The sequence below is a fragment of the Pseudorhodobacter aquimaris genome, assembly GCF_001202025.1.
In the GTDB taxonomy this organism is placed as follows: domain Bacteria; phylum Pseudomonadota; class Alphaproteobacteria; order Rhodobacterales; family Rhodobacteraceae; genus Pseudorhodobacter; species Pseudorhodobacter aquimaris.
Genome location: NZ_LGHS01000051.1, coordinates 20,640 through 39,122, shown reverse-complemented (window position 1 = coordinate 39,122; position 18,483 = coordinate 20,640). Strand labels below are relative to the sequence as shown.

Here is an 18,483-nt window from a genome sequence, read left to right as displayed (position 1 = left end):
GGCCAGGAATGCGGTCGCGCAGAACGGGGTCAGCATTGCGTTGGCTTGCCGTGCGTTTGAGATCAGCGAGACGTGCTACCGGTACGCCCAATCCTGAGCGACGAGAACGAGGAGATCGCCGCTTGGCTGGAACGGTTGACCGAGAATAAGCGAACCTGGGCTTTGGCCTATGTTTTTTGTATCTGCGCAACGTCCAAGGCTATGGCTGGAACCACAAACGCGTTTACCGGATCTACTGTGAACTGGAGCTGAACCTGCGGATCAAGCCAAAGAAGCGCCTGAAGCGTGATAAACCCGAGCCATTGGCTGTGCCTGACAGACCCAATGAGACATGGTCGATGGATTTCATGGCTGATCAGCTCGCAGATGGGCGTTCGATCAGGACATTGAACGTGCTGGATGACTTTAATCGTGAAGGCTTATGTATTGAAGTGGACTTCTCGCTGCCCGCAGAGAGAGTTGTCAGAAGCTTAAACCAGATCATCGAATGGCGCGGACAACCTCAGGCAATTCGAGTCGACAACGGCCCAGAATATGTGAGTGGAAAGCTTATGGAATGGGCTGAAAAACACAATGTGCGGCTCGAATACATCCAGCCGGGCAAGCCTCAGCAAAACGCCTATATCGAACGCTATAATCGCACCGTTCGCGGCGAATGGCTGGGACAATACATCTTCGAAACGATTGAGGAGGCACAAGACCAGGCGACTGAATGGCTCTGGACTTACAACAACGAGCGGCCCAACATTCCTCTCACGGTTTGCTTGCAAACCGTTGCCGGACAGCGGGGCATCGGCGGCATAACTCCCGCAATGAAATTGAAAACAGCCGCATGAATTCTATGGCTGGACCCCATTAAAAATGGGGAGATTACCATCGTACCATCTGCAAAGTAAATGGCCCCCGCATCTCTTTTGGATGCGGGGGCCATTCCAAATATTCACGTTAGAAAAACACGAGATCAGGATTTGTTGAGGAACTCATCCACTTCCTGTTCTGCCTGCTCCTTGGAGCGGCCATAGCGTTCTTGCACCTTACCAACCAGTTGGTCACGGTTACCTTCGATCTGGTCAAGCTCGTCATCTGTCAGCTCGCCCCATTTCTCTTTTGCGGCGCCCTTGATCTGCTTCCACTTGCCTTTGATTTGATCCATATTCATCGGGTCTTTCTCCTTGCAAACGGCCTGCACTGCGCTGGCCTTCTATACAGGGATAACACGGCAGTATGGCTATGGTTCCCGCTTGCAGCCGTGAAACACCGGCGTATCAAACCATTTCTTCGGGAACGATCGGAACCGGTTTTCCAAAGGCCTCTGCCCGTGCGATATCATGCGGCAAAAGCAGGCATTTACGGTCGGATGGCGCACATTGGGCATTGGCCCAGACCGCATGGCGCCAGCGATCATAAAGCGCGCGCGGAGTTTCATCTTTAGGGATTTCGTTCTCTGGCCACCAATGGCGCAGCACGCGCCCCGTCAACTTGGCGACGTCTTGTGGTGCATCAAGCCGGATGCCAGCCTCGGTATCCCAAAACAGGCTGCGACGGTTCAGGTTGGACGAGGCGACAATCGCCGCGCGATCGTCAAACAGCGAAACCTTGGAATGCACATAGATTAAAGGCGCACCATTCAACCGGTCAGGACCGTCCCCAGCCGCTTGCCGCTTTTGCGCGGGCGAGGCCACCAAAACACGCTTGCCGAATGCACGCGTCAGGCGGCGCAGGGCGCGCGCTTGCAGATATTCGCCGAAACGCGCATCGAACCCGCGCTTGCCCTCAAAGGCGACGTCATCAGGGGCGGCGGGCAGGATCAGGATCAACCGCAAATCCGGTGCCGAACGGGCCCGACGCGCCAAGGCACGCGACAAAGCACGGTCACGGAAGTACTGGGTCTCGATATAGATCAACTGTTCCGCCCGCGCGATCTCGTCCAGATGCGCCTGATGTAGCTCATGGACCCTGTGATGCGGACCGAAATGTGCCCAGTTGATCCGCCGACGTGTGGAAACTGTGCGCAGGAAGGGCGGCGTTTCAGGCGCGGGGGCCGTTGTTCCCGCAGTATGGGTATGAAACCCACGCAGATGCGCTGCGGCGGCATCCACTCCCGCGCCTGTCACCTCTATCTGTACATCATGCCAGGTCTGGTCGCCGTCCCGATTGTGTTCCGGCGTGTCAAACCGCCGCTCATTCAAATCCAGCCCGCCGATATACAGCAGGTTTTCATCAAAGACCGCCAGCTTTTGATGATGCAGACAAGGGTAAAGTGCGGGCAGCACAAAGGGCCATGGCCAAAGCTTTCCCCGCCACGAGATCAGCATCCGGGCCATCCCCGGCATATCGCGCAGCGCCGCGGTCCGTTCAGCCTCGGGCAATGCGTTCAGCCATTTGGCCACGCCGTAAAGCCGTTTTAGGATATAGGGCCAGATTGCCAGACGGATCAGCCTGCCGGTTTGCGCGGAATGGCGCAGCACTTTCAATTCCAGCTTGCCGGGATGATTGCTGACACCTGCGGCGGCCAGAAACATGCGGCGAGTGCGCATCGCGGCACGGTGCATTTCGGGGCGGCCAATCGGGTCGACATCGCTGACCGAGATCGAAATATCCACCCCCCGCGCCAAAGTGTGATGGATAAGATCGAACCATGTCGCCCCGACCTCCCGCCCCCGCACAGAGCGCAGGCGGGTTGAAAGGTCAAATACCATAAAGCTTGCCAAAACGCTGCTTTTGGCATCGAGGAAATGCTCCTCAAGCGCGGGATAGGCTTCGGCCGCGGTCACATGGGCGGCCCGCAAGATCTGCGTGGTCACGACGGATCGGCCTCATCCGCATCAGAAGCTGCGCGGTTTTCTGCTTTCATCAAATCCGACACCCTGAAAATCACTTCCAGCCGATAGTTATCACCTTCCCGGCCCTGACTCAATGTACCGCCGATCTGTTGGGCAAAGGCCGTTTGCAACTGTGCGCCAAGTCCGGTGCTGGTATTCATCCCCTCACCATCACGCAAGGCGTCGGGTTCTGTAATGCTGTTGACCAGCCGCAAGACCACTCGGCCATCCTCGATCCGCTTCAAGCTGATGGAGAGCGTTGGAACAGCGCCGTCTACCCCACGCGCATATTTCAACGCATTGGTCAGCGCCTCGGTCATCAGCAAGGACAGCGGAACCGCCTGATCGGGGGTAAGCAGGATATCGTCAAAATCCGTATCCACGTCGATCTGTCGACCCGGAGCAGAAGCAAGCGACACTGTTTGACGGGTAATGTCGGTCAGTAATTCTTGCGCATGTACATCCGACTGCCCGGTGGTCTGATAAAGACCGCGGTGGATAGTCGCCAAGCTCATCACCCGCTCTTGCAGGCTCTTTAACAGGCTTTTGGCCTCTGGCGTGCGAGCCTGGCGCATTTGCATATTCATGATCGAGGCAATTAGTTGCAGGTTGTTTTTGACCCGGTGATGCACCTCGCGCAATAGCACTTCTTTTTGATGCACCTCGTCTTCAAGGCTTGCCTCGTTGCGGATGATATCATCGGTCATCGCCGTATAGGCCTGCGCCATTTCGCGCAATTCCAGCGGCGCGTCTTTCAACACCAGATTGGGGTGCCTGCGCATTCCATGCGCAAAAGAGGCGATGGATCGGTTGAGAGAGCGCACATGACGCACCACCAGAATCTCCGCCGCCCAGATGGAAACGACAAGCCCCGCCACCCACATCAGGATCGGGAACAACATCGGCCGCACACCCAGAAAGCTGCGGTTGGCATTGGGTGGATTGATCCAGCTTGACATAACATAAAGCTCATCTCGCACGACCGGCAGGGTCGCATATGTCCGCCGCTCTCCGGCACCCGAAATGCTGTTGAAAAGTCTCGCTTTTTCGCCGGCAAAAGCGGCAAGATCACTGGTGGCCGGAACTGTCGCTGCAACCTTGTCAAAGCCCATGCTGGCTGTCAGTACCTCACCAGCGCGGTTGAACGACCAAAAGTTGACGCCGTTCTGCTCGTCCTCACCGGAACTATCTTTCAGGATCCGCAGCCGGGAGTGTGGCAACCATGCACCAAGATAGCCAAGGTAGCTGCCCTGCGCGTCAAATATCGGGCGCACGATACCGATTACCGAGGTACGCGAAACCGGTCCCTGCCCTGTCATTGTGAACGTGGGCTCGCGTGCGTCAACCAGCGTCTTGAAAAGCGGCACATCGGAATAATCATAGCTCTCGCCGCTCGAAGAGCAGGTCATACGCCCGTCCTCGGGCACAAAAGAAAGCAGGCTCAATTCAGGCATATCCCCCGCCAACCTGCGCAACTGTGCAACGCAGGCAACATTGTCCCCGATCACGGTCGGCAAGCTTGCCGCAGCCCCCGCAACCAACCCTTCGGCGCGGCTGATCACCCGGATCTCGCCCAAAGCTGCGCGCAAGGTCTGGCCCATCAAAGCCTCGTCAGAACGCCCCTTCGCCTCTCGGGTCAGATTGCTGGTTTGCAGATATGCCACGATGCCCAAAGGCAAAAGTGCCACAACCATCAAGGTTGCCAGCCGAACGCCAAGGCGCTGCGAGGCCGGAAACCATTTCGCAGCAATATCCATCGGCATCAAGCAGCGTCCATCCCACGAGGGACCAGACCCTCCAACCCGTCGATAACGGCACTTTCCCCGTCAACCAGATGCAACAGCTCTGCCAAATGTTTGCGGGCACGACTGGTGCGGCTTTTGACAGTGCCGGGGGCAATGCCCATCATCTCGGCAGCCTCATCCGTGGTAAAGCCGGACGCACCGACCAGAATAAGAACCTCACGATGTTCCGCCGAAAGCTGGTCAAACGCATGGCGGAAATCGGTAAAGGCCAGCTTGCCGTCATGATCCGGCTTCACCGAGAGCTTGCCCGCATGCACCCCGTCAGAGTCCGCAACCTCACGTTTGTGTTTGCGAAGGCTTGAATAAAACGTATTGCGCAAGATCGTAAAAAGCCAGGCTTGCAGATTGGTGCCGGTTTTGAACTTGTCGATATTCGTCCACGCCTTGACGATCGTGTCCTGAACCAGATCGTCAGCCGCCGGAACATTGCGGGTCAAGCTGATGGCAAAAGCCCGCATCTGGGGCAGGAACTGGACAATCTCGTCGCGCGGATCACAGCTATCGGGTTCGTCATTCATGATTTCGCCTCACGCAGTTTGTCCTTGTCACGCAGCTTTAAAAGCAAGTCCTTAAAGCGGTCCGGCACATCCTCTTCTAGCGCCTCTTGATAGACACGCTTCAGGTTCTGGTCGATTTGCTGGCGTAATTTCGCTTTTGGCTCACTATCAGGCATGTTAATATTTCTTTCCGCTGGTCCGGCGCTTGTTTCGCAATATACATGGGAACCAAACACGGTACGATGCGTTTGGTTCCCATGAAATCGGGAAAAAACAATCATCGATATTAATGAGGATAAAAATGCCACATACCGCGAGCGACGATCTTGCCGCCACCATAGGCAAATTGCTGCCCTTCCTGCGGCGTTATGCAAGGGCCTTGACCGGAAGCCAGGAAACCGGTGACCGCTATGCCGCCGCTACGCTTGAGGCGGTTCTGGAAAACACCGACACGATCACCGGCGATGCGCGCGTGGATCTGTTCCACGCCTTCCATATCGTCTGGTCCAGCGCAGGCGCCCCGACAGGCGAAGCCGACACCCGGTTTTCCGCTATCGCACAGGCTCATATGGCCAATCTGACCCCGAATTCCCGCGAGGCGCTGCTTCTCAAGGCCATCGAGGGGTTCACCCCCGCCGAGGTCGGGCAGATCATGGGTGTTGGCACCGAAGAGGCGCTTCACCTGATCGCGGTCGCCATGGAAGAGATGGAGGCCGCCCTTGCCGGACGTGTAATGGTCATCGAGGATGAGGCGATTATCGCCATGGACATAAGTTCCATCGTCGCAGAGATGGGCCATTCAGTGACCGGCATTGCGCGTACACGTACCGAGGCGGTCACCCTTGCAGCCTCTGAAAAGCCCGATCTGATTTTGGCCGATATCCAGCTGGCCGACAACTCATCCGGGATTGATGCGGTGAATGACATTCTGGCGCAATTCGCCGATATTCCGGTGATCTTCATCTCAGCCTTCCCGGAACGTTTGTTGACAGGCGACAAGCCAGAGCCTGCTTTCCTGATCACCAAACCTTTTTCCGAGGATCAGGTGCGTTCGGCCGTCAGTCAGGCGATGTTCTTTGCCAGCACCGAAACGCTGCACGCATAAATCCTCCTTGCGCAAAGGCCCCCGTGTATCGGGGGCCTTTTCATATGCCGCCCTATTTGGATGTGGCGCGCAGCATCCACGCGGCCTGCTCATGAAATGCTGAACGTGCCGTGGCCAGATCAGCGGTAACGGGGTCGTTGTTTTCTTCGGCCAATGTGATCAACTCATGGAAACGGCGAGCAACAGTGGTGTGGTCTTTTGCAAGATCCTCAACCATTTCCTGCGCTGACGGGGTTTCCTTTAGGTCTTTGATCACCGACATCTCCATCACCGCCGAGAGCGACATCGGTGCCAGATGCCCCAAGGCGCGAATACGTTCGGCCACCACATCGGCGGCGGCAAACATATCGTTATATTGCTCCTCGGTCAGATGATGGATCGAGAAGAACATCGGCCCCTCAACATTCCAGTGATAGGCATGGGTCTTGAAAACAAGCCGGTATGTATCCGCCACAGCATTGGTCAGGCCATCCGCCAAAGCCTTGGTTTTCGTGATGCCGGTTTTGACCTTATCCGCTTGGGGTGTGACGTTCATTTCGTCTGACATAGGGTTTCCTTCCGCATTGTTGCATATTGCTGGCAAGGCTGCTCGCCCCACCTTGTCAATACAACGCAGCCTAAGCGGGCCCGGTTCCGTCATGGGGGACGCGCGTTACTTGCCGTAGTAATCGCGGAACCAATCAACAAATTGCGCGATACCGTCGCGGAAATCGGTCTGGGGGCGGTACCCTGTCAGCTCTTTCAGCAAGGTTGCATCTGCCCAGGTGGCAGGCACATCGCCCATCTGCATCGGCATGTAATTGCGGATCGCTTTCTTGCCCAGACAGTCCTCGATCGCATCGACAAAATCCAGCAAGCGCACCTTGTCGGAATTGCCGATATTGACCACACGGTAAGGGGCCGCATGTGAAAGGCTGTCCCATGCGGGGATATCCTCCTTGCTGGCGGGTTGTTGCGGTATCGCATCCATCAACAGCCGGATACCGCGCACCAGATCATCAATATAGGTGAAATCGCGGTACATCTCGCCATTGTTGTAAATATCGATCGGCCGACCGTCGAGGGTCGCATCCACAAATTTATAAAGCGCGAGGTCGGGCCGCCCCCAAGGACCGTAAACGGTAAAGAACCGGAACATCGTTGTCGGGATATCCCACAGATGGGCATAGGCATGAGCCATCCCCTCATTCGCCTTTTTGGTCGCGGCATAGATGGTCAGCGGCAAATCGGCCTTTTCCGTTTCGACAAAGGGCATAACGTCATTCGCCCCGTAAACCGATGAGGTTGAGGCCATCAGCAAATGCTGTACCTTCAGCCGCCGCGCGGCCTCCATCACCGTAAAGGTGCCGATGATATTGCTGTCAAGATAGGCGCGCGGGTTCTCAAGGCTATAGCGCACACCTGCCTGCGCTGCGAGGTGGACGATCATATCTGGCTGAAACGCATCGGCGACGGCATCGAATGTTTCCGCGTCCTCAAGCATGGCTTCGGTGGCGGCAAAATTCGGGTTCTGTTGCAGCATCGCGTGGCGGCGCTGCTTTAGGGTGACATCATAGTAATCGGTCATGCCGTCATAGCCGTGGACCTCAAACCCCTCAGCCAGCAGAAGTTGTGCCAGATGGAAACCGATGAACCCCGCGGTTCCGGTAATCAATATCTTGCCGGCAGTTGTTTGTTCGGTCATGAAATCATCCTCTTACACTCGGCACATGTCATTGCAGGCCCGCCCTCGGATGGGATTTCAAAATGGCGTAACCCGCACGAAAATCGGCATAAGCCGCGTCAAAGGCATCAATAAGGCTTGCAACAGGTTTTATCACCTGCGCTGTGGGGGCGGGGTGCATGACCTGCGCGACATTGGCGCCCAACGCCGCAGTCATGCCAAGCCTTGCCGCCCCAAGGGCCGCGCCAAATTCACGGCCTTCGGGAATATGCAGCGGCGTTTTCAACACCGTCGCCAGCAATGAGAGCCAATAGACCGAGGCACTGCCCCCACCGATGGCATAGAGCCTGTCGATACGCGCGCCCGTGGCGGTGATCGCCTCGAATGAATCGCGCAACCCGAAACAGACGCCTTCCAGCACCGCTTGGGTCAGGTCTTCGCGGCTGCTGTCCTTGCCGATCCCGATGAACCCTGCGCGGATCGTCGCATCATTATGCGGCGTACGCTCTCCCGAAAGATAAGGGAAAAACCCCACTGGTCCCGGTGCCTTGATCTGGGAACCCAGTGCCTCGGTCAGCACTTGCGGCTTCGCACCGGTAATAGAGGACAGCCACGTCAGGCTATCGGCCGCCGCCAGCATGACCCCCATCTGATACCAGCGATCCGGCACCGCATGGCAAAAGCTGTGCAAGGCATTTTGCGGGGCGGGGCAAAACCTGTCGCGCGCCAACAGCACCACGCCCGAGGTGCCTAGCGACACAAACCCCTGCCCTTCATGCATCGTACCCAAACCACAGGCCGCCGCCGCATTATCCCCCGCCCCGCCCGCAACGCTGACCCGTCCTGCAAGCCCCCATTCACGCTCAAGCGCGGCGCGCAGCACGCCCGCCTCTGTACTGCCTTCAACCAACCGTGGCATCTGGTCGGCGCGCATATGGCTGTTTTTCAACAAGACTTCTGACCAATCGCGCGCTGCGACATCTAGCCATGACGTGCCCGCACTATCCGACATATCCGCAACATGATCGCCCGTCAGATAGAGGTTCAGGAAGGCCGCAGGCAGCAAGACCTTGGCAACGCGTGCAAAAACATCAGGCTCATGCTTGCGCAGCCATTCCAGTTTGGGCGCGGTAAAGCCGGGGAAGACGATGTTGCCACTGATGGCGCGAAACTCGGGGCGGGCGTCCAGCGCATGGGCCTCGGTATGGCTGCGGCTGTCGTTCCACAGGATGCAGGGGCGCAGCACCTTGTCATCGGAATCGAGCAAGACCGCCCCATGCATATGCCCGGCCACGCCGATGCCACGAAGCCCGGAAAATTCGGGGCGATGACGAAGCTGCGCCACCGCCCCTTCCAGCGCCGCGATCCAGACCGCGGGGTCTTGCTCTGACCAGCCAGAATGGGGATGTGATGTGGTATAATGCTGCTCTGCCGTGCCGAGCACTGCACCACCCTCATCAACCAGCAAGGCGCGCAGCCCCGAGGTACCAATATCAATGCCGAGAAAGCTCATATACAGGATTTCTGTTTTGGGGTGACCAGCCATGCAATTGCTGGCCAACGTATAATTTCGCACAGAGTGCCGCAGAACCGCAGCCAGTTCAACCGCTCTTCGCCAGACGGCAAAGCCGCGGGCATAGTGCCCCCTGCATCACGAGGTTGTCGCTTTGCAGGGGCCGGAAAATACTATAAACGGCGTTGATGGAACACGCATTGAACTTCGCACACAACAGCCTTGGCACCGATCTGACGGATTTGGTGGCATGCCCTGTTTGCGATACATTGCACCGGTTCTCGACCATTCCGCAGGGCGGGCGCGGCAGATGCAAGCGTTGCCACCATGTTCTGGCGACCCCCCGCCCCAATGCGATGACGCGGATCGTGATGCTGGCGATCACGGCCACAATCCTGATGATGGCGGCCATCAGCTTTCCCTTCCTGACGATCGAGACCCACGGCCTGCGCCAACAGGCCTCGGTGATCGATACGATCCTTGCCTATTCGGACGGGTTGATGGTGCCGCTCTCGCTGGCGATGGCCGCGCTGATCGTGGTCTTGCCGCTGACACGTCTGACCGCGATCCTTTATACGGTGGCCCCGATGGCGCTGGGGCATCATCCGGTGCGCGGGGCGACGCGGGCCTTTCGTCTTGCGGAATACCTCAAGCCCTGGGCGATGGCCGAGGTGTTCATCGTTGGTGTGGCGGTCGCCTTGGTCAAGGTCGGGGGGCTGGCCACGCTGACCATTGGGCCGGCCTTTTGGGCCTTTGCCGCCCTCGTCCTGATCACCATCCTTCAAGATAACTTCATGAGCAGTCTGATCATATGGAAAACCCTGGAAACGCGCGGAACTACCTGACCGCCCGCGAGGCGGGGTTGGTCAGCTGTACGACCTGCGGCAAGCTTCATCCCGCAGGCGTGAAAACATGCCTGCGCTGCGGAGCCACGCTTGCCAGCCGTGATACGCAAAGCCTGCAAAAGGTCTGGGCGTGGTGGATTGCGGGGGTGATCGCCTTTATCCCCGCCAATACCTATCCGATGCTGAAAACCGCCACCTTGGGCAGCCAGTCCGAAAGCACCTTGCTGGGCGGTATCGTGGAATTGCTGCACCACGGATCGCTGGGCATTGCGGGTATCGTATTTTTTGCCAGTATCGTTATCCCCGCCAGCAAATTCCTTGCCATTGCCTATCTGGCACTGGGGATCGGCCGCCCGCATCGCAGCAGCGCGCATCTGCGTCACCAAGTCTATGAAGTCGTCGAATTTGTCGGGCGCTGGTCGATGATCGATGTCTTTGTCGTTGCAATTTTGACCGCACTCGTTCAATTGGGTTCGGCGGCCAGCATCCATCCCGGTATCGCGGCTGTAAGCTTTGCCCTCTCCGTTGCTTTTACAATGCTCTCGGCCCAAAGCTTTGATGCAAGGCTGATCTGGGACGCTGACAAGGATCAAGACCAATGACACAGCCCGAGGTTCCGGAAATGGATGTCAGCCCTGCAAAGCGCTCGCCCTGGCGCAACCTGTCGTTTGTGTGGCTGGTGCCGGTGCTGGCGCTGATCGTGTCCCTTGGTGTTGCGTGGCAAAGCTATAGCAACAAGGGCACATTGATCACCATCGTCTTTCAGGATGCTGCCGGGATCACCCCCAAGGATACGACCATCCGCTACCGTGATGTGATCATCGGCGCGGTCGAAGAGGTGAACTTCTCATCCGATATGTCCAAGGTGATCGTGGCGGCACGAATTGACAAGGATGTCGCCGCAACCTTCAGCCCCGACACCCTGTTCTGGGTCGTGCGGCCCGAGGTCAGCGCGCGCGGCATCAGCGGGCTGTCGACCGTGCTTTCGGGCGTTTATATCGATTCCGCATGGATCCCGACGACATCCTCGGACGCGCGTGAATTCAAGGGGTTGTCCGAAACCCCACTGATCCGTCCCGGCCATGAGGGCACGCGTATCAAGATCCGCTCCAAGAACGGGACCAGCCTGACCGCCGGCGCACCGGTGTTTTTTCGAGGGATGGAGGTGGGCCGCCTTGACACCCCCCGCCTGTCGGAAACCGCCGATAGCACCGATGTCGAAGCCTTTATCAACGCGCCCTATGACAAGTTCCTGAACACAAATTCACGGTTCTGGAACATGGCGGGGTTTTCGGTCACGCTTGGGCCAAGCGGGTTGGATCTCAATGTCGCCAGCCTCGGGTCGTTGTTGACTGGCGGGGTCGCCTTTGAAAATATGGTCAGCGGTGGTGAGCCTATCACCGATGATACCATCATCCGCCTCTTTGCCAATGAAACCGCCGCGCGCGACAGCGTCTTTACCCAGCTCAGCGCCAATTCGGTCAAGATGTCGGTGGTGTTCCGTGAATCCATCAGCGGGCTTGCCTCTGGTGCGCCGGTGGAGTTTCGCGGACTGCGCATCGGGCAGGTTAGCGGCATCGGTGCCTTTATCGTGAAAACCGATAAGGGGAGTGCGGTAAACATGCGGGCTGTGATTTCCATCGACCCGCAAGCCTTGGGCCTTGATGCCGATGCCGACGCCGAGACCACGCAAGCGTTCATCGCAAAACTGGTTGCCGAAGGGGTGCGCGCGCGCCTGTCCACGACCAGCATCTTTAGCGCCGCCCTGAAAGTGGAGCTGGCCGATGTTGAGGATGCCACCCCCGCTGAGCTTGGCGAGGACGGGGACGGCACGCCGATCATCCCGAGCGTTATTTCCGACCTGCCCGATTTCACCGCGACCGCCGAAGGGGTCTTGCAACGCATCAACAACCTCCCGATCGAGGATGTGATGAACCAGACCATCTCGCTGATGGCCTCGATAGAGGCGATCACGACATCGCAAAGCACCCAGCTTGCCCCCGATGCGATCTTGGGCCTGATCGACGATGCCCGCGGCTTGATTGGCAAAGAGGACACCCAGGCCATCCCCGCCGAAGTGCGCGGCGTGATCGCAGATCTGCGCAGCATCATGGCCGAGTTGAAAGAGCGTGGCGCGGTTGACCAGCTTTCCAGCGCTTTGGTCAGCGTTGACAAGGCCTCGGCCGATATCGCCGCCGCCTCGGGGGATCTGCCTGCGTTGATCGAGGATCTGCGCAGCATCGCAACCAAGGTAAACGAGCTGCAAGCCGAAGAGCTGATCGCCGCCGTCACCCGTGTGATGAACAGCACCGATGCGCTGATCGGCGCCGAGGGCATCAAGGATATCCCGCCCGCCCTCGCCTCGGCACTGACCGAGGTACAGGCCTCCTTGCGCGAATTGCGCGAGGGTGGCGCGGTCGCAAACACCAATGCAACGCTGGCCTCGGCCCGCGAGGCCGCCGATGCGGTTGCCCAAGCTGCGCGTGATTTCCCCGATGTCACCGCACAGCTGGATCAGGTCGTCTCCAAGGCCGATGCGCTATTGTCGGCCTATGGCGACCGATCAACCTTCAATTCCGAAACGCTCGATCTGCTGCGAGAGTTGAAAGCGGCGGCCAAATCCGTGGCACAACTTGCCCGCACGATCGAGCGCAACCCAAATTCCCTTATCTTAGGACGTTGATATGACCCTGCGTATCGCTGCCATCACCCTCGCCTCCGCCCTGCCGCTTTTTGCCTGCGGGGATACCAATGCGCGCTTTCCCATCGCCGCCCCGACCGAGACCAGTCAAACGCGGGTGGCAGTACGGAGCATCGAGGTGCGTGAGGTGTCACTTCCGGCCTATGCCGCCGCCTCGGAGATTGTGGTGGAGCAAGAAGACGGCGTGCTGACGGTTGTGTCCAAGGCGATCTGGGCCGATGATCCGGTGCGCGGCGTGACCGGCGCCTTGGCCCGCAGCCTCGATCTGCGCTCCACCGCCAATGTCGCGGCCGAGCCTTGGCCATTGGCCGATTCCGCCGATGCCCGGCTGGAGGTGCGCATCGACCGTATGATTGCGAAAAAGGATGGTCAGTTTGAGCTAAGCGGGCAGTTCGCCATCGCCGCCCCCCGTGGTGCGATCCGTGAAACCATCCAGCGGTTCACGGTAACAGCCCCGATGACAGACAATTCCCCCGCCGCCGTAGCACAGGCGACAGGGGTTGCAATTGACAATCTGGCGGCTGTTATCATCAAGAAGCTGGGCCGCTAGGGTGCAGGATTAGCTGTGGGTATAGGCCTCGATTGCGGCCTCGACCCCATCGCTATGGATAAGTGTCATCCAGGTTGAAAATTCCGCAGCAAAGCCTTTATTATCAACCAACTCTCCGTAAAACTGCCGCATATCCAGCCACGCATTCGGCGCAGTTTTTGCGGCATTTGCGGCGGACACCAACAAATCCCAATGAGGATCATTTGGCGCTATTTCGCTGCCATCCTCACGAATGCCCGTGCAATAGCGCGCCCATATGGCCGAGACGAGTGCGAGTCCGCGAACAGGGGTCCCAGCCTTCAATCCCGTGCGGATAGAGGGCACGATAAACCCCGGGTGGCGGCTTGACCCGTCATAGGCCACGCGGCGGGTGGTATCGGCAATCTCTGGGTTGGAAAAGCGCCGCTCAACCAGGTCAAGGTATTCCTGCGCCGAGCATCCGGGAACTGAGGCCACATGCGGCGCAATTTCCTCGGTGACGGTTTTACGCAAAAGCGCGCGGATACCGGGATGCGCCATGGTTTGCGCAATCGTCCCCAACCCCAACAATTCGCCCGAGGCTGCGATAACCTGATGTCCGCCGTTCAGGATGCGGATCTTCATCATCTCGAAATCATGCACCCTGTCAGAAAATGTCGCACCGACCTTGTGCCAATCGGGGCGACCGGCGCAAAAATTGTCCTCGATCACCCATTGACGAAAATTCTCATGGGTGACGGGGGCGGCATCCTTGATCCCGAAACTATGGGCCAATGCGATTTCGGCCGGGCCCGTGGCCGGAACAATGCAGTCCACCATCGAGTTGGGAAAGCTGCATTCGGCCTCGATCCAATCGGCCAGCGCGGGGTCCGAAAGACGCGCAAGCGACAGAACTGCCTGACGCAGAACCGTCCCATTGCCTTGCAGGTTATCGCAACTAAGGCAGGTAAAGGGCCCAACACCAGCATCACGGCGCAGCCTTAGCGCTGCAATCATGGCCCCAAATGCCGTACGCGGGCGGTCCGGGTTTGCGGCGTCATGCTGAATATCGTCATGGGTCGCATCAAAATCACCCGTTGCTGGGTCGGTGAAATAGCCGCTTTCGGTCACCGTCAGGGACACGATCCGAATGTCCTGATCCGCCATTTGCCGGATCAGGGGGCCATTGCCCGCCTCTACGGCCAAGAAATCAATCATCGCACCAGTGATCTCGGCCGATTTTCCCGAGGGGTCCAGCTCTATCAAGGTGGTCAGGCAATCCTGCGCCAGAAGCCGGTCACGTTGGGCAGCATCGCCGGGGCGCACGCCAGCACCGACAATGGCCCAATCATGGTTGAGACCTTCGTCGAACAAACGGTGCAGGTACCACGCCTGATGTGCGCGGTGAAAATTGCCCAGCCCGATATGAACGATGCCGGGACGCAGGCCCGCGCGATCATAGCGTGGCACGCGCACGGTCATCTGCCCGAGCGTTGCATCTGACAGGGGGATCAGCTCATCCATTGGCCACCATCCACGTTATAGGTTTGTGCAACAATATATTCCGCCTCGGGGCTGGCCAGAAACACCGCCATCCCGGTCAGATCTTCGGCTTGGCCCATACGGCCATAGGGCACGGCAGCCCCCACCTCACGCTTCTTTTGGCCGGGAAGCTTATTCTCATGTTTGGCGAAAAATGCGTCGACCCCGTCCCAATGCTCTCCGTCGACCACGCCGGGGGCGATCGCATTCACGTTGATGCCGTATTTGATCAGATCAAGCCCCGCCGATTGCGTGAGCGAGATCACCGCGGCCTTTGTCGCGCAATAGACACCGACCAGCGCCTCACCGCGACGGCCCGCCTGACTGGCCATATTGATGATTTTGCCACCCTGTCCCTGCGCGATCATTTTCTTTGCAACCGCCTGCATAGTGAAAAGCGTGCCAGCAACATTGATCGCAAACAACCTGTCAAAATCGGCGCGCTTGATCTCGACGATCGGATCAGCGGAAAATAGCGCGGCGTTATTGATCAAGATGTCGATATGCCCCAGTGCGGCGGCAGTCTCATCCACAGCACGCTCAATGCTGGCCTGGGATGACACATCCATTTCAACCGCTATCGCCCCAAGCTCGGCCGCGGTTTCGCGGGCCCGTGCGATGTCGATATCAGCGATGGCAACTTTTGCGCCCTCACGGATATAGGCAGCAGCAAAGGCACGCCCGATCCCGCGCGCACCGCCCGTGATCAGTGCGGTTTTTCCTTCTAGGCGCATCATGACAGCCTAAGCCCCTCTGCATCGAAGCGGTGGATCTGATCGGCGCGGGGCGTCAGATGGATGGTGTCGCCGTGGCGGAAACTGACCTCACCCGGGGCGCGCACAGTGATCATCTCGGCCAGACCCGTGTCGTGGATATGAAAGAAGGTGTCAGAGCCGAGATGTTCGGCGACCCCGACCTTGCCCTGCCACATCCCGCCGCTATCCGAGACGTCGATATGTTCAGGCCGGATGCCGATGGTCACCGCATCGCGCTTGGCCGCCTCGGGGCCAGAAATCAGGTTCATCTTTGGCGACCCGATAAAGCCGGCAACAAACAGATTGCGCGGCGCATGATAAAGCTCCAGCGGGCTGCCCACTTGTTCAATCACACCGGCTTGCAGCACCACGATTTTGTCGGCCATGGTCATCGCCTCGACCTGATCATGTGTGACATAGATCATCGTGGTTTTCAGCCGTTCGTGCATTTCGCAGATTTCCAGCCGCATACCGACACGCAACGCGGCATCGAGGTTCGACAGTGGCTCATCAAACAAAAAGGCCGAAGGTTCGCGGACAATCGCGCGCCCGATGGCCACCCTTTGACGCTGCCCGCCCGAAAGCTGACCGGGGCGGCGGTCGAGATAATCGGTCAGATTCAGCGCACTTGCCGCCGCCGCAATCCGGCGGTCCTGTTCGGCCTTATCCATCTTCGCCATCCGCAGCGGAAAGGCGATATTCTTGCGCACTGACATGTGCGGATAAAGCGCATAGGACTGGAAAACCATCGCCAGCCCACGCTTGGCCGGTGGCGTATCGGTCGCATCCGCATCATCAATCGCGATGGTGCCAGTGGTCAGATCCTCCAGACCTGCGATCATGCGCAACAGGGTGGATTTGCCACAGCCCGATGGGCCGACAAAGACCGCGAACTCTCCGTCCTCGATGGTAAGATCAAGGGGCGGGATGACCTGGACGTCGCCAAACTTCTTGGTGACCTGCTTAAGTTGAATTTTTCCCATGAGATAATTCCTTATTTAACCGCGCCAAAGGTAAGACCGCGCACAAGCTGCTTCTGGCTGAACCAGCCAAGGATGAGAATCGGCGCAATGGCCATGGTCGAGGCGGCAGAGAGTTTTGCGTAAAACAAGCCTTCGGGGCTGGAATAGCTGGCGATGAAAGCGGTCAGCGGGGCCGCTTTTGCCGCCGTCAGGTTCAAGGTCCAAAAGGCCTCGTTCCACGCAAGGATGAAGTTCAACAGCAAGGTCGAGGCAATGCCCGGCACCGCCATCGGGGTCAGCACATAGACGATCTCCTCGCGCAGGGTCGCCCCGTCCATCCGCGCGGCCTCCAGAATCTCGCCGGGGATTTCGCGGAAATAGGTGTAGAGCATCCAGACGATGATCGGCAGGTTGATCAGCATCAAGATCACCGTCAGCCCGATCCGGCTGTCCAAAAGCCCCATCTTGATGAAGATCAGATAGATCGGATAAAGCACCCCGACCGCGGGCAGCATCTTGGTCGAGAGCATCCAAAGCAGGATGTCCTTGGTATATTTGCCCGGCACAAAGGCCATCGACCATGCCGCAGGTACCGCGACGATGATGCCCAGAATGATCGATCCACCCGCAATGATAACCGAATTCAGCAAGAACCGCCCATAATCGGACCGCTCCAACACCACACGGTAGTTTTCCAGCGACCAGTCAAAGAACAGGAAGACCGGCGGGTCGGCGATTGCGGTTGCCTCGGATTTGAAGCTGGTCAGGATGGTCCAGAGGATCGGAAAGAAGATCAGCAAGCCGATGGTCCAGGCCGCGGCGGTATTGATGATCTTGCGATTTGTGGTGACTGTGCGTGCCATTATACGTTCCCCCTCAGGCGTCCAGATTCTTGCCGACAATGCGCATCAGGAAGATGGCAATGATATTGGCAAGAATGACCGCGAATATCCCACCGGCCGAGCCGAGCCCGACATTCTGGCTTTCCAGCACGCGCTGATAGATCAGATAGGTCAGCGTGCGGGTGCCAAAGGACCCTTGGGTGGTGACGAAAATCTCGGCAAAGATCGACAGAAGGAAGATCATCTGGATCAGAACCACGATGGTGATTGCGCGGGCCATATGCGGCAGCACGAGGTGGAAGAACTTGGACAGGGCAGGCGCGCCATCCATCTCGGCGGCCTCCATCTGTTCACCGTCAAGCGACTGGATCGCCGTCAGCAGGATCAGCGTCGCAAAGGGCAACCACTGCCACGACACGATCATGATGATCGAGGTCATCGAGGCCTGGCTGAGCCATTCGATCGGGGCCAGACCAAAGAACTGCCACAGATGCGCGAACAAGCCGTTCACCGGGTCCATGAACATATTCTTCCAGACCAGCGCCGAAACCGTTGGCATCACAAAGAAGGGCGCAATGACCAGAATGCGGACAATCCCCTGCCCCCACATCGGCTGGTCCAAAAGCATCGCCAGCAGGATGCCTAAGACGATGGTGATCACCAGAACCGCTCCGACAATAACCAATGTCGCCTGAACCGAGGGCCAGAACGCGCTGGAGGTAACAAAGCGGGTGTAATTCTCAAGCCCTACCCAACCAAGATCACCGCCGCGCAGGGGCAGGTACTTCTTGAATGAAAAATAAAGCGTCATCGACAGCGGCACCAGCATCCAGCCAAGAAGCAGGACAACTGCGGGGGCCATCATCAAACGGGCTGCGGATCGGGACTGATGGGTCGCCATGACATTTCTCCTCGCGGGCAAA

Annotated in this window: 18 protein-coding genes and 1 pseudogene; 6 read left to right on the top strand and 13 right to left on the bottom strand. The window is 58.2% G+C overall.

The window, feature by feature from the left end; translation table 11 throughout:
- Positions 1-836, top strand: a pseudogene (locus tag AKU94_RS08600) (IS3 family transposase); the annotation flags it as partial.
- Positions 837-961: 125 nt separating this feature from the next.
- Here AKU94_RS08600 and AKU94_RS08595 read toward each other — a convergent pair.
- The 5 genes from AKU94_RS08595 to AKU94_RS19165 form a co-directional block, all read right to left on the bottom strand.
- Positions 962-1,159, bottom strand: coding sequence for a CsbD family protein (locus AKU94_RS08595; protein ID WP_050526883.1), 198 nt, complete (start codon positions 1,157-1,159; stop codon positions 962-964).
- Positions 1,160-1,265: 106 nt separating this feature from the next.
- Positions 1,266-2,804, bottom strand: a complete 1,539-nt coding sequence (locus AKU94_RS08590; RefSeq protein WP_050526882.1) for a phospholipase D-like domain-containing protein — start codon at positions 2,802-2,804, stop codon at positions 1,266-1,268.
- Positions 2,801-4,585, bottom strand: a complete 1,785-nt coding sequence (locus tag AKU94_RS08585; protein ID WP_050526881.1) for a sensor histidine kinase — start codon at positions 4,583-4,585, stop codon at positions 2,801-2,803. The genes AKU94_RS08590 and AKU94_RS08585 overlap by 4 nt, the downstream gene beginning before the upstream one ends.
- A complete protein-coding gene (locus AKU94_RS08580) occupies positions 4,585-5,145 on the bottom strand; it encodes an RNA polymerase sigma factor (protein WP_050526880.1) in 561 nt (186 codons plus the stop codon). Before AKU94_RS08580 ends, AKU94_RS08585 begins: the two co-directional genes overlap by 1 nt.
- Positions 5,142-5,300, bottom strand: coding sequence for a NepR family anti-sigma factor (locus AKU94_RS19165; RefSeq protein ID WP_083445008.1), 159 nt, complete (start codon positions 5,298-5,300; stop codon positions 5,142-5,144). The genes AKU94_RS08580 and AKU94_RS19165 overlap by 4 nt, the downstream gene beginning before the upstream one ends.
- A gap of 125 nt (positions 5,301-5,425) precedes the next feature.
- On the opposite strand from AKU94_RS19165, the gene AKU94_RS08575 reads away from it, so the two are divergent.
- Positions 5,426-6,229: a response regulator gene (locus tag AKU94_RS08575; protein WP_050526879.1), complete on the top strand. Its 804-nt coding sequence runs from the start codon at positions 5,426-5,428 to the stop codon at positions 6,227-6,229.
- 52 nt (positions 6,230-6,281) lie between these two features.
- Here AKU94_RS08575 and AKU94_RS08570 read toward each other — a convergent pair whose 3' ends face one another.
- From AKU94_RS08570 to xylB, 3 genes are all read right to left on the bottom strand, one after another.
- Positions 6,282-6,776: a Dps family protein gene (locus AKU94_RS08570; protein WP_050526878.1), complete on the bottom strand. Its 495-nt coding sequence runs from the start codon at positions 6,774-6,776 to the stop codon at positions 6,282-6,284.
- A 105-nt stretch (positions 6,777-6,881) separates the two neighbouring features.
- Positions 6,882-7,913: a GDP-mannose 4,6-dehydratase gene (locus AKU94_RS08565; protein WP_050526877.1), complete on the bottom strand. Its 1,032-nt coding sequence runs from the start codon at positions 7,911-7,913 to the stop codon at positions 6,882-6,884.
- Positions 7,914-7,941: 28 nt separating this feature from the next.
- Positions 7,942-9,405 carry a xylulokinase gene (gene xylB / locus AKU94_RS08560; RefSeq protein ID WP_050526876.1) on the bottom strand — a complete coding sequence of 488 codons (1,464 nt, stop codon included), beginning with the start codon at positions 9,403-9,405 and terminating at the stop codon, positions 7,942-7,944.
- A gap of 200 nt (positions 9,406-9,605) precedes the next feature.
- Between xylB and AKU94_RS08555 the strand changes: the two genes are divergently transcribed.
- The 4 genes from AKU94_RS08555 to AKU94_RS08540 are packed head-to-tail and all read left to right on the top strand — an operon-like array spanning position 9,606 to position 13,501.
- Positions 9,606-10,250 carry a paraquat-inducible protein A gene (locus AKU94_RS08555; RefSeq protein ID WP_232295728.1) on the top strand — a complete coding sequence of 215 codons (645 nt, stop codon included), beginning with the start codon at positions 9,606-9,608 and terminating at the stop codon, positions 10,248-10,250.
- The gene (locus AKU94_RS08550) at positions 10,217-10,852 is read left to right on the top strand and encodes a paraquat-inducible protein A (protein WP_050526874.1); all 636 of its coding nucleotides are present in this window, start codon (positions 10,217-10,219) and stop codon (positions 10,850-10,852) included. Before AKU94_RS08555 ends, AKU94_RS08550 begins: the two co-directional genes overlap by 34 nt.
- Entirely contained in the window at positions 10,849-12,933 is a 2,085-nt protein-coding gene (locus AKU94_RS08545; RefSeq protein ID WP_050526873.1) for an MlaD family protein, read from the top strand. Before AKU94_RS08550 ends, AKU94_RS08545 begins: the two co-directional genes overlap by 4 nt.
- 1 nt (position 12,934) lies before the next feature.
- Complete coding sequence (locus AKU94_RS08540; protein ID WP_050526872.1) at positions 12,935-13,501, top strand: PqiC family protein; 567 nt, start codon at positions 12,935-12,937, stop codon at positions 13,499-13,501.
- A gap of 9 nt (positions 13,502-13,510) precedes the next feature.
- Here the strand turns inward: AKU94_RS08540 and AKU94_RS08535 are convergent, their stop codons facing one another.
- From AKU94_RS08535 to AKU94_RS08515, 5 genes are read right to left on the bottom strand one after another with little or no spacing between them, the layout of a single operon-like run.
- Positions 13,511-14,983 carry a mannitol dehydrogenase family protein gene (locus AKU94_RS08535; protein ID WP_050526871.1) on the bottom strand — a complete coding sequence of 491 codons (1,473 nt, stop codon included), beginning with the start codon at positions 14,981-14,983 and terminating at the stop codon, positions 13,511-13,513.
- Positions 14,971-15,735, bottom strand: coding sequence for an L-iditol 2-dehydrogenase (locus AKU94_RS08530; protein WP_157056478.1), 765 nt, complete (start codon positions 15,733-15,735; stop codon positions 14,971-14,973). Before AKU94_RS08530 ends, AKU94_RS08535 begins: the two co-directional genes overlap by 13 nt.
- Positions 15,735-16,739 (bottom strand): ABC transporter ATP-binding protein, encoded by a 1,005-nt coding sequence (locus AKU94_RS08525; RefSeq protein ID WP_050526869.1) that lies wholly within the window; start codon positions 16,737-16,739, stop codon positions 15,735-15,737. The genes AKU94_RS08530 and AKU94_RS08525 overlap by 1 nt, the downstream gene beginning before the upstream one ends.
- 11 nt (positions 16,740-16,750) lie before the next feature.
- Positions 16,751-17,581, bottom strand: coding sequence for a carbohydrate ABC transporter permease (locus tag AKU94_RS08520; RefSeq protein ID WP_050526868.1), 831 nt, complete (start codon positions 17,579-17,581; stop codon positions 16,751-16,753).
- Between the two features lie 13 nt (positions 17,582-17,594).
- Entirely contained in the window at positions 17,595-18,461 is an 867-nt protein-coding gene (locus tag AKU94_RS08515; RefSeq protein WP_050526867.1) for a carbohydrate ABC transporter permease, read from the bottom strand.
- Positions 18,462-18,483: the final 22 nt, after the last annotated feature.

What these genes read in the sequence shown, in the direction of transcription:
- AKU94_RS08595 (WP_050526883.1), bottom strand. Translation starts at nt 1,159, where the DNA reads ATGAATATGGATCAAATCAAAGGCAAGTGGAAGCAGATCAAGGGCGCC.
- AKU94_RS08585 (WP_050526881.1), bottom strand. Translation starts at nt 4,585, where the DNA reads ATGCCGATGGATATTGCTGCGAAATGGTTTCCGGCCTCGCAGCGCCTT.
- AKU94_RS08580 (WP_050526880.1), bottom strand. Translation starts at nt 5,145, where the DNA reads ATGAATGACGAACCCGATAGCTGTGATCCGCGCGACGAGATTGTCCAG.
- AKU94_RS19165 (WP_083445008.1), bottom strand. Translation starts at nt 5,300, where the DNA reads ATGCCTGATAGTGAGCCAAAAGCGAAATTACGCCAGCAAATCGACCAG.
- AKU94_RS08575 (WP_050526879.1), top strand. Translation starts at nt 5,426, where the DNA reads ATGCCACATACCGCGAGCGACGATCTTGCCGCCACCATAGGCAAATTG.
- AKU94_RS08570 (WP_050526878.1), bottom strand. Translation starts at nt 6,776, where the DNA reads ATGTCAGACGAAATGAACGTCACACCCCAAGCGGATAAGGTCAAAACC.
- AKU94_RS08565 (WP_050526877.1), bottom strand. Translation starts at nt 7,913, where the DNA reads ATGACCGAACAAACAACTGCCGGCAAGATATTGATTACCGGAACCGCG.
- xylB (WP_050526876.1), bottom strand. Translation starts at nt 9,405, where the DNA reads ATGAGCTTTCTCGGCATTGATATTGGTACCTCGGGGCTGCGCGCCTTG.
- AKU94_RS08550 (WP_050526874.1), top strand. Translation starts at nt 10,217, where the DNA reads ATGGAAAACCCTGGAAACGCGCGGAACTACCTGACCGCCCGCGAGGCG.
- AKU94_RS08545 (WP_050526873.1), top strand. Translation starts at nt 10,849, where the DNA reads ATGACACAGCCCGAGGTTCCGGAAATGGATGTCAGCCCTGCAAAGCGC.
- AKU94_RS08540 (WP_050526872.1), top strand. Translation starts at nt 12,935, where the DNA reads ATGACCCTGCGTATCGCTGCCATCACCCTCGCCTCCGCCCTGCCGCTT.
- AKU94_RS08535 (WP_050526871.1), bottom strand. Translation starts at nt 14,983, where the DNA reads ATGGATGAGCTGATCCCCCTGTCAGATGCAACGCTCGGGCAGATGACC.
- AKU94_RS08530 (WP_157056478.1), bottom strand. Translation starts at nt 15,735, where the DNA reads ATGCGCCTAGAAGGAAAAACCGCACTGATCACGGGCGGTGCGCGCGGG.
- AKU94_RS08525 (WP_050526869.1), bottom strand. Translation starts at nt 16,739, where the DNA reads ATGGGAAAAATTCAACTTAAGCAGGTCACCAAGAAGTTTGGCGACGTC.
- AKU94_RS08520 (WP_050526868.1), bottom strand. Translation starts at nt 17,581, where the DNA reads ATGGCACGCACAGTCACCACAAATCGCAAGATCATCAATACCGCCGCG.
- AKU94_RS08515 (WP_050526867.1), bottom strand. Translation starts at nt 18,461, where the DNA reads ATGGCGACCCATCAGTCCCGATCCGCAGCCCGTTTGATGATGGCCCCC.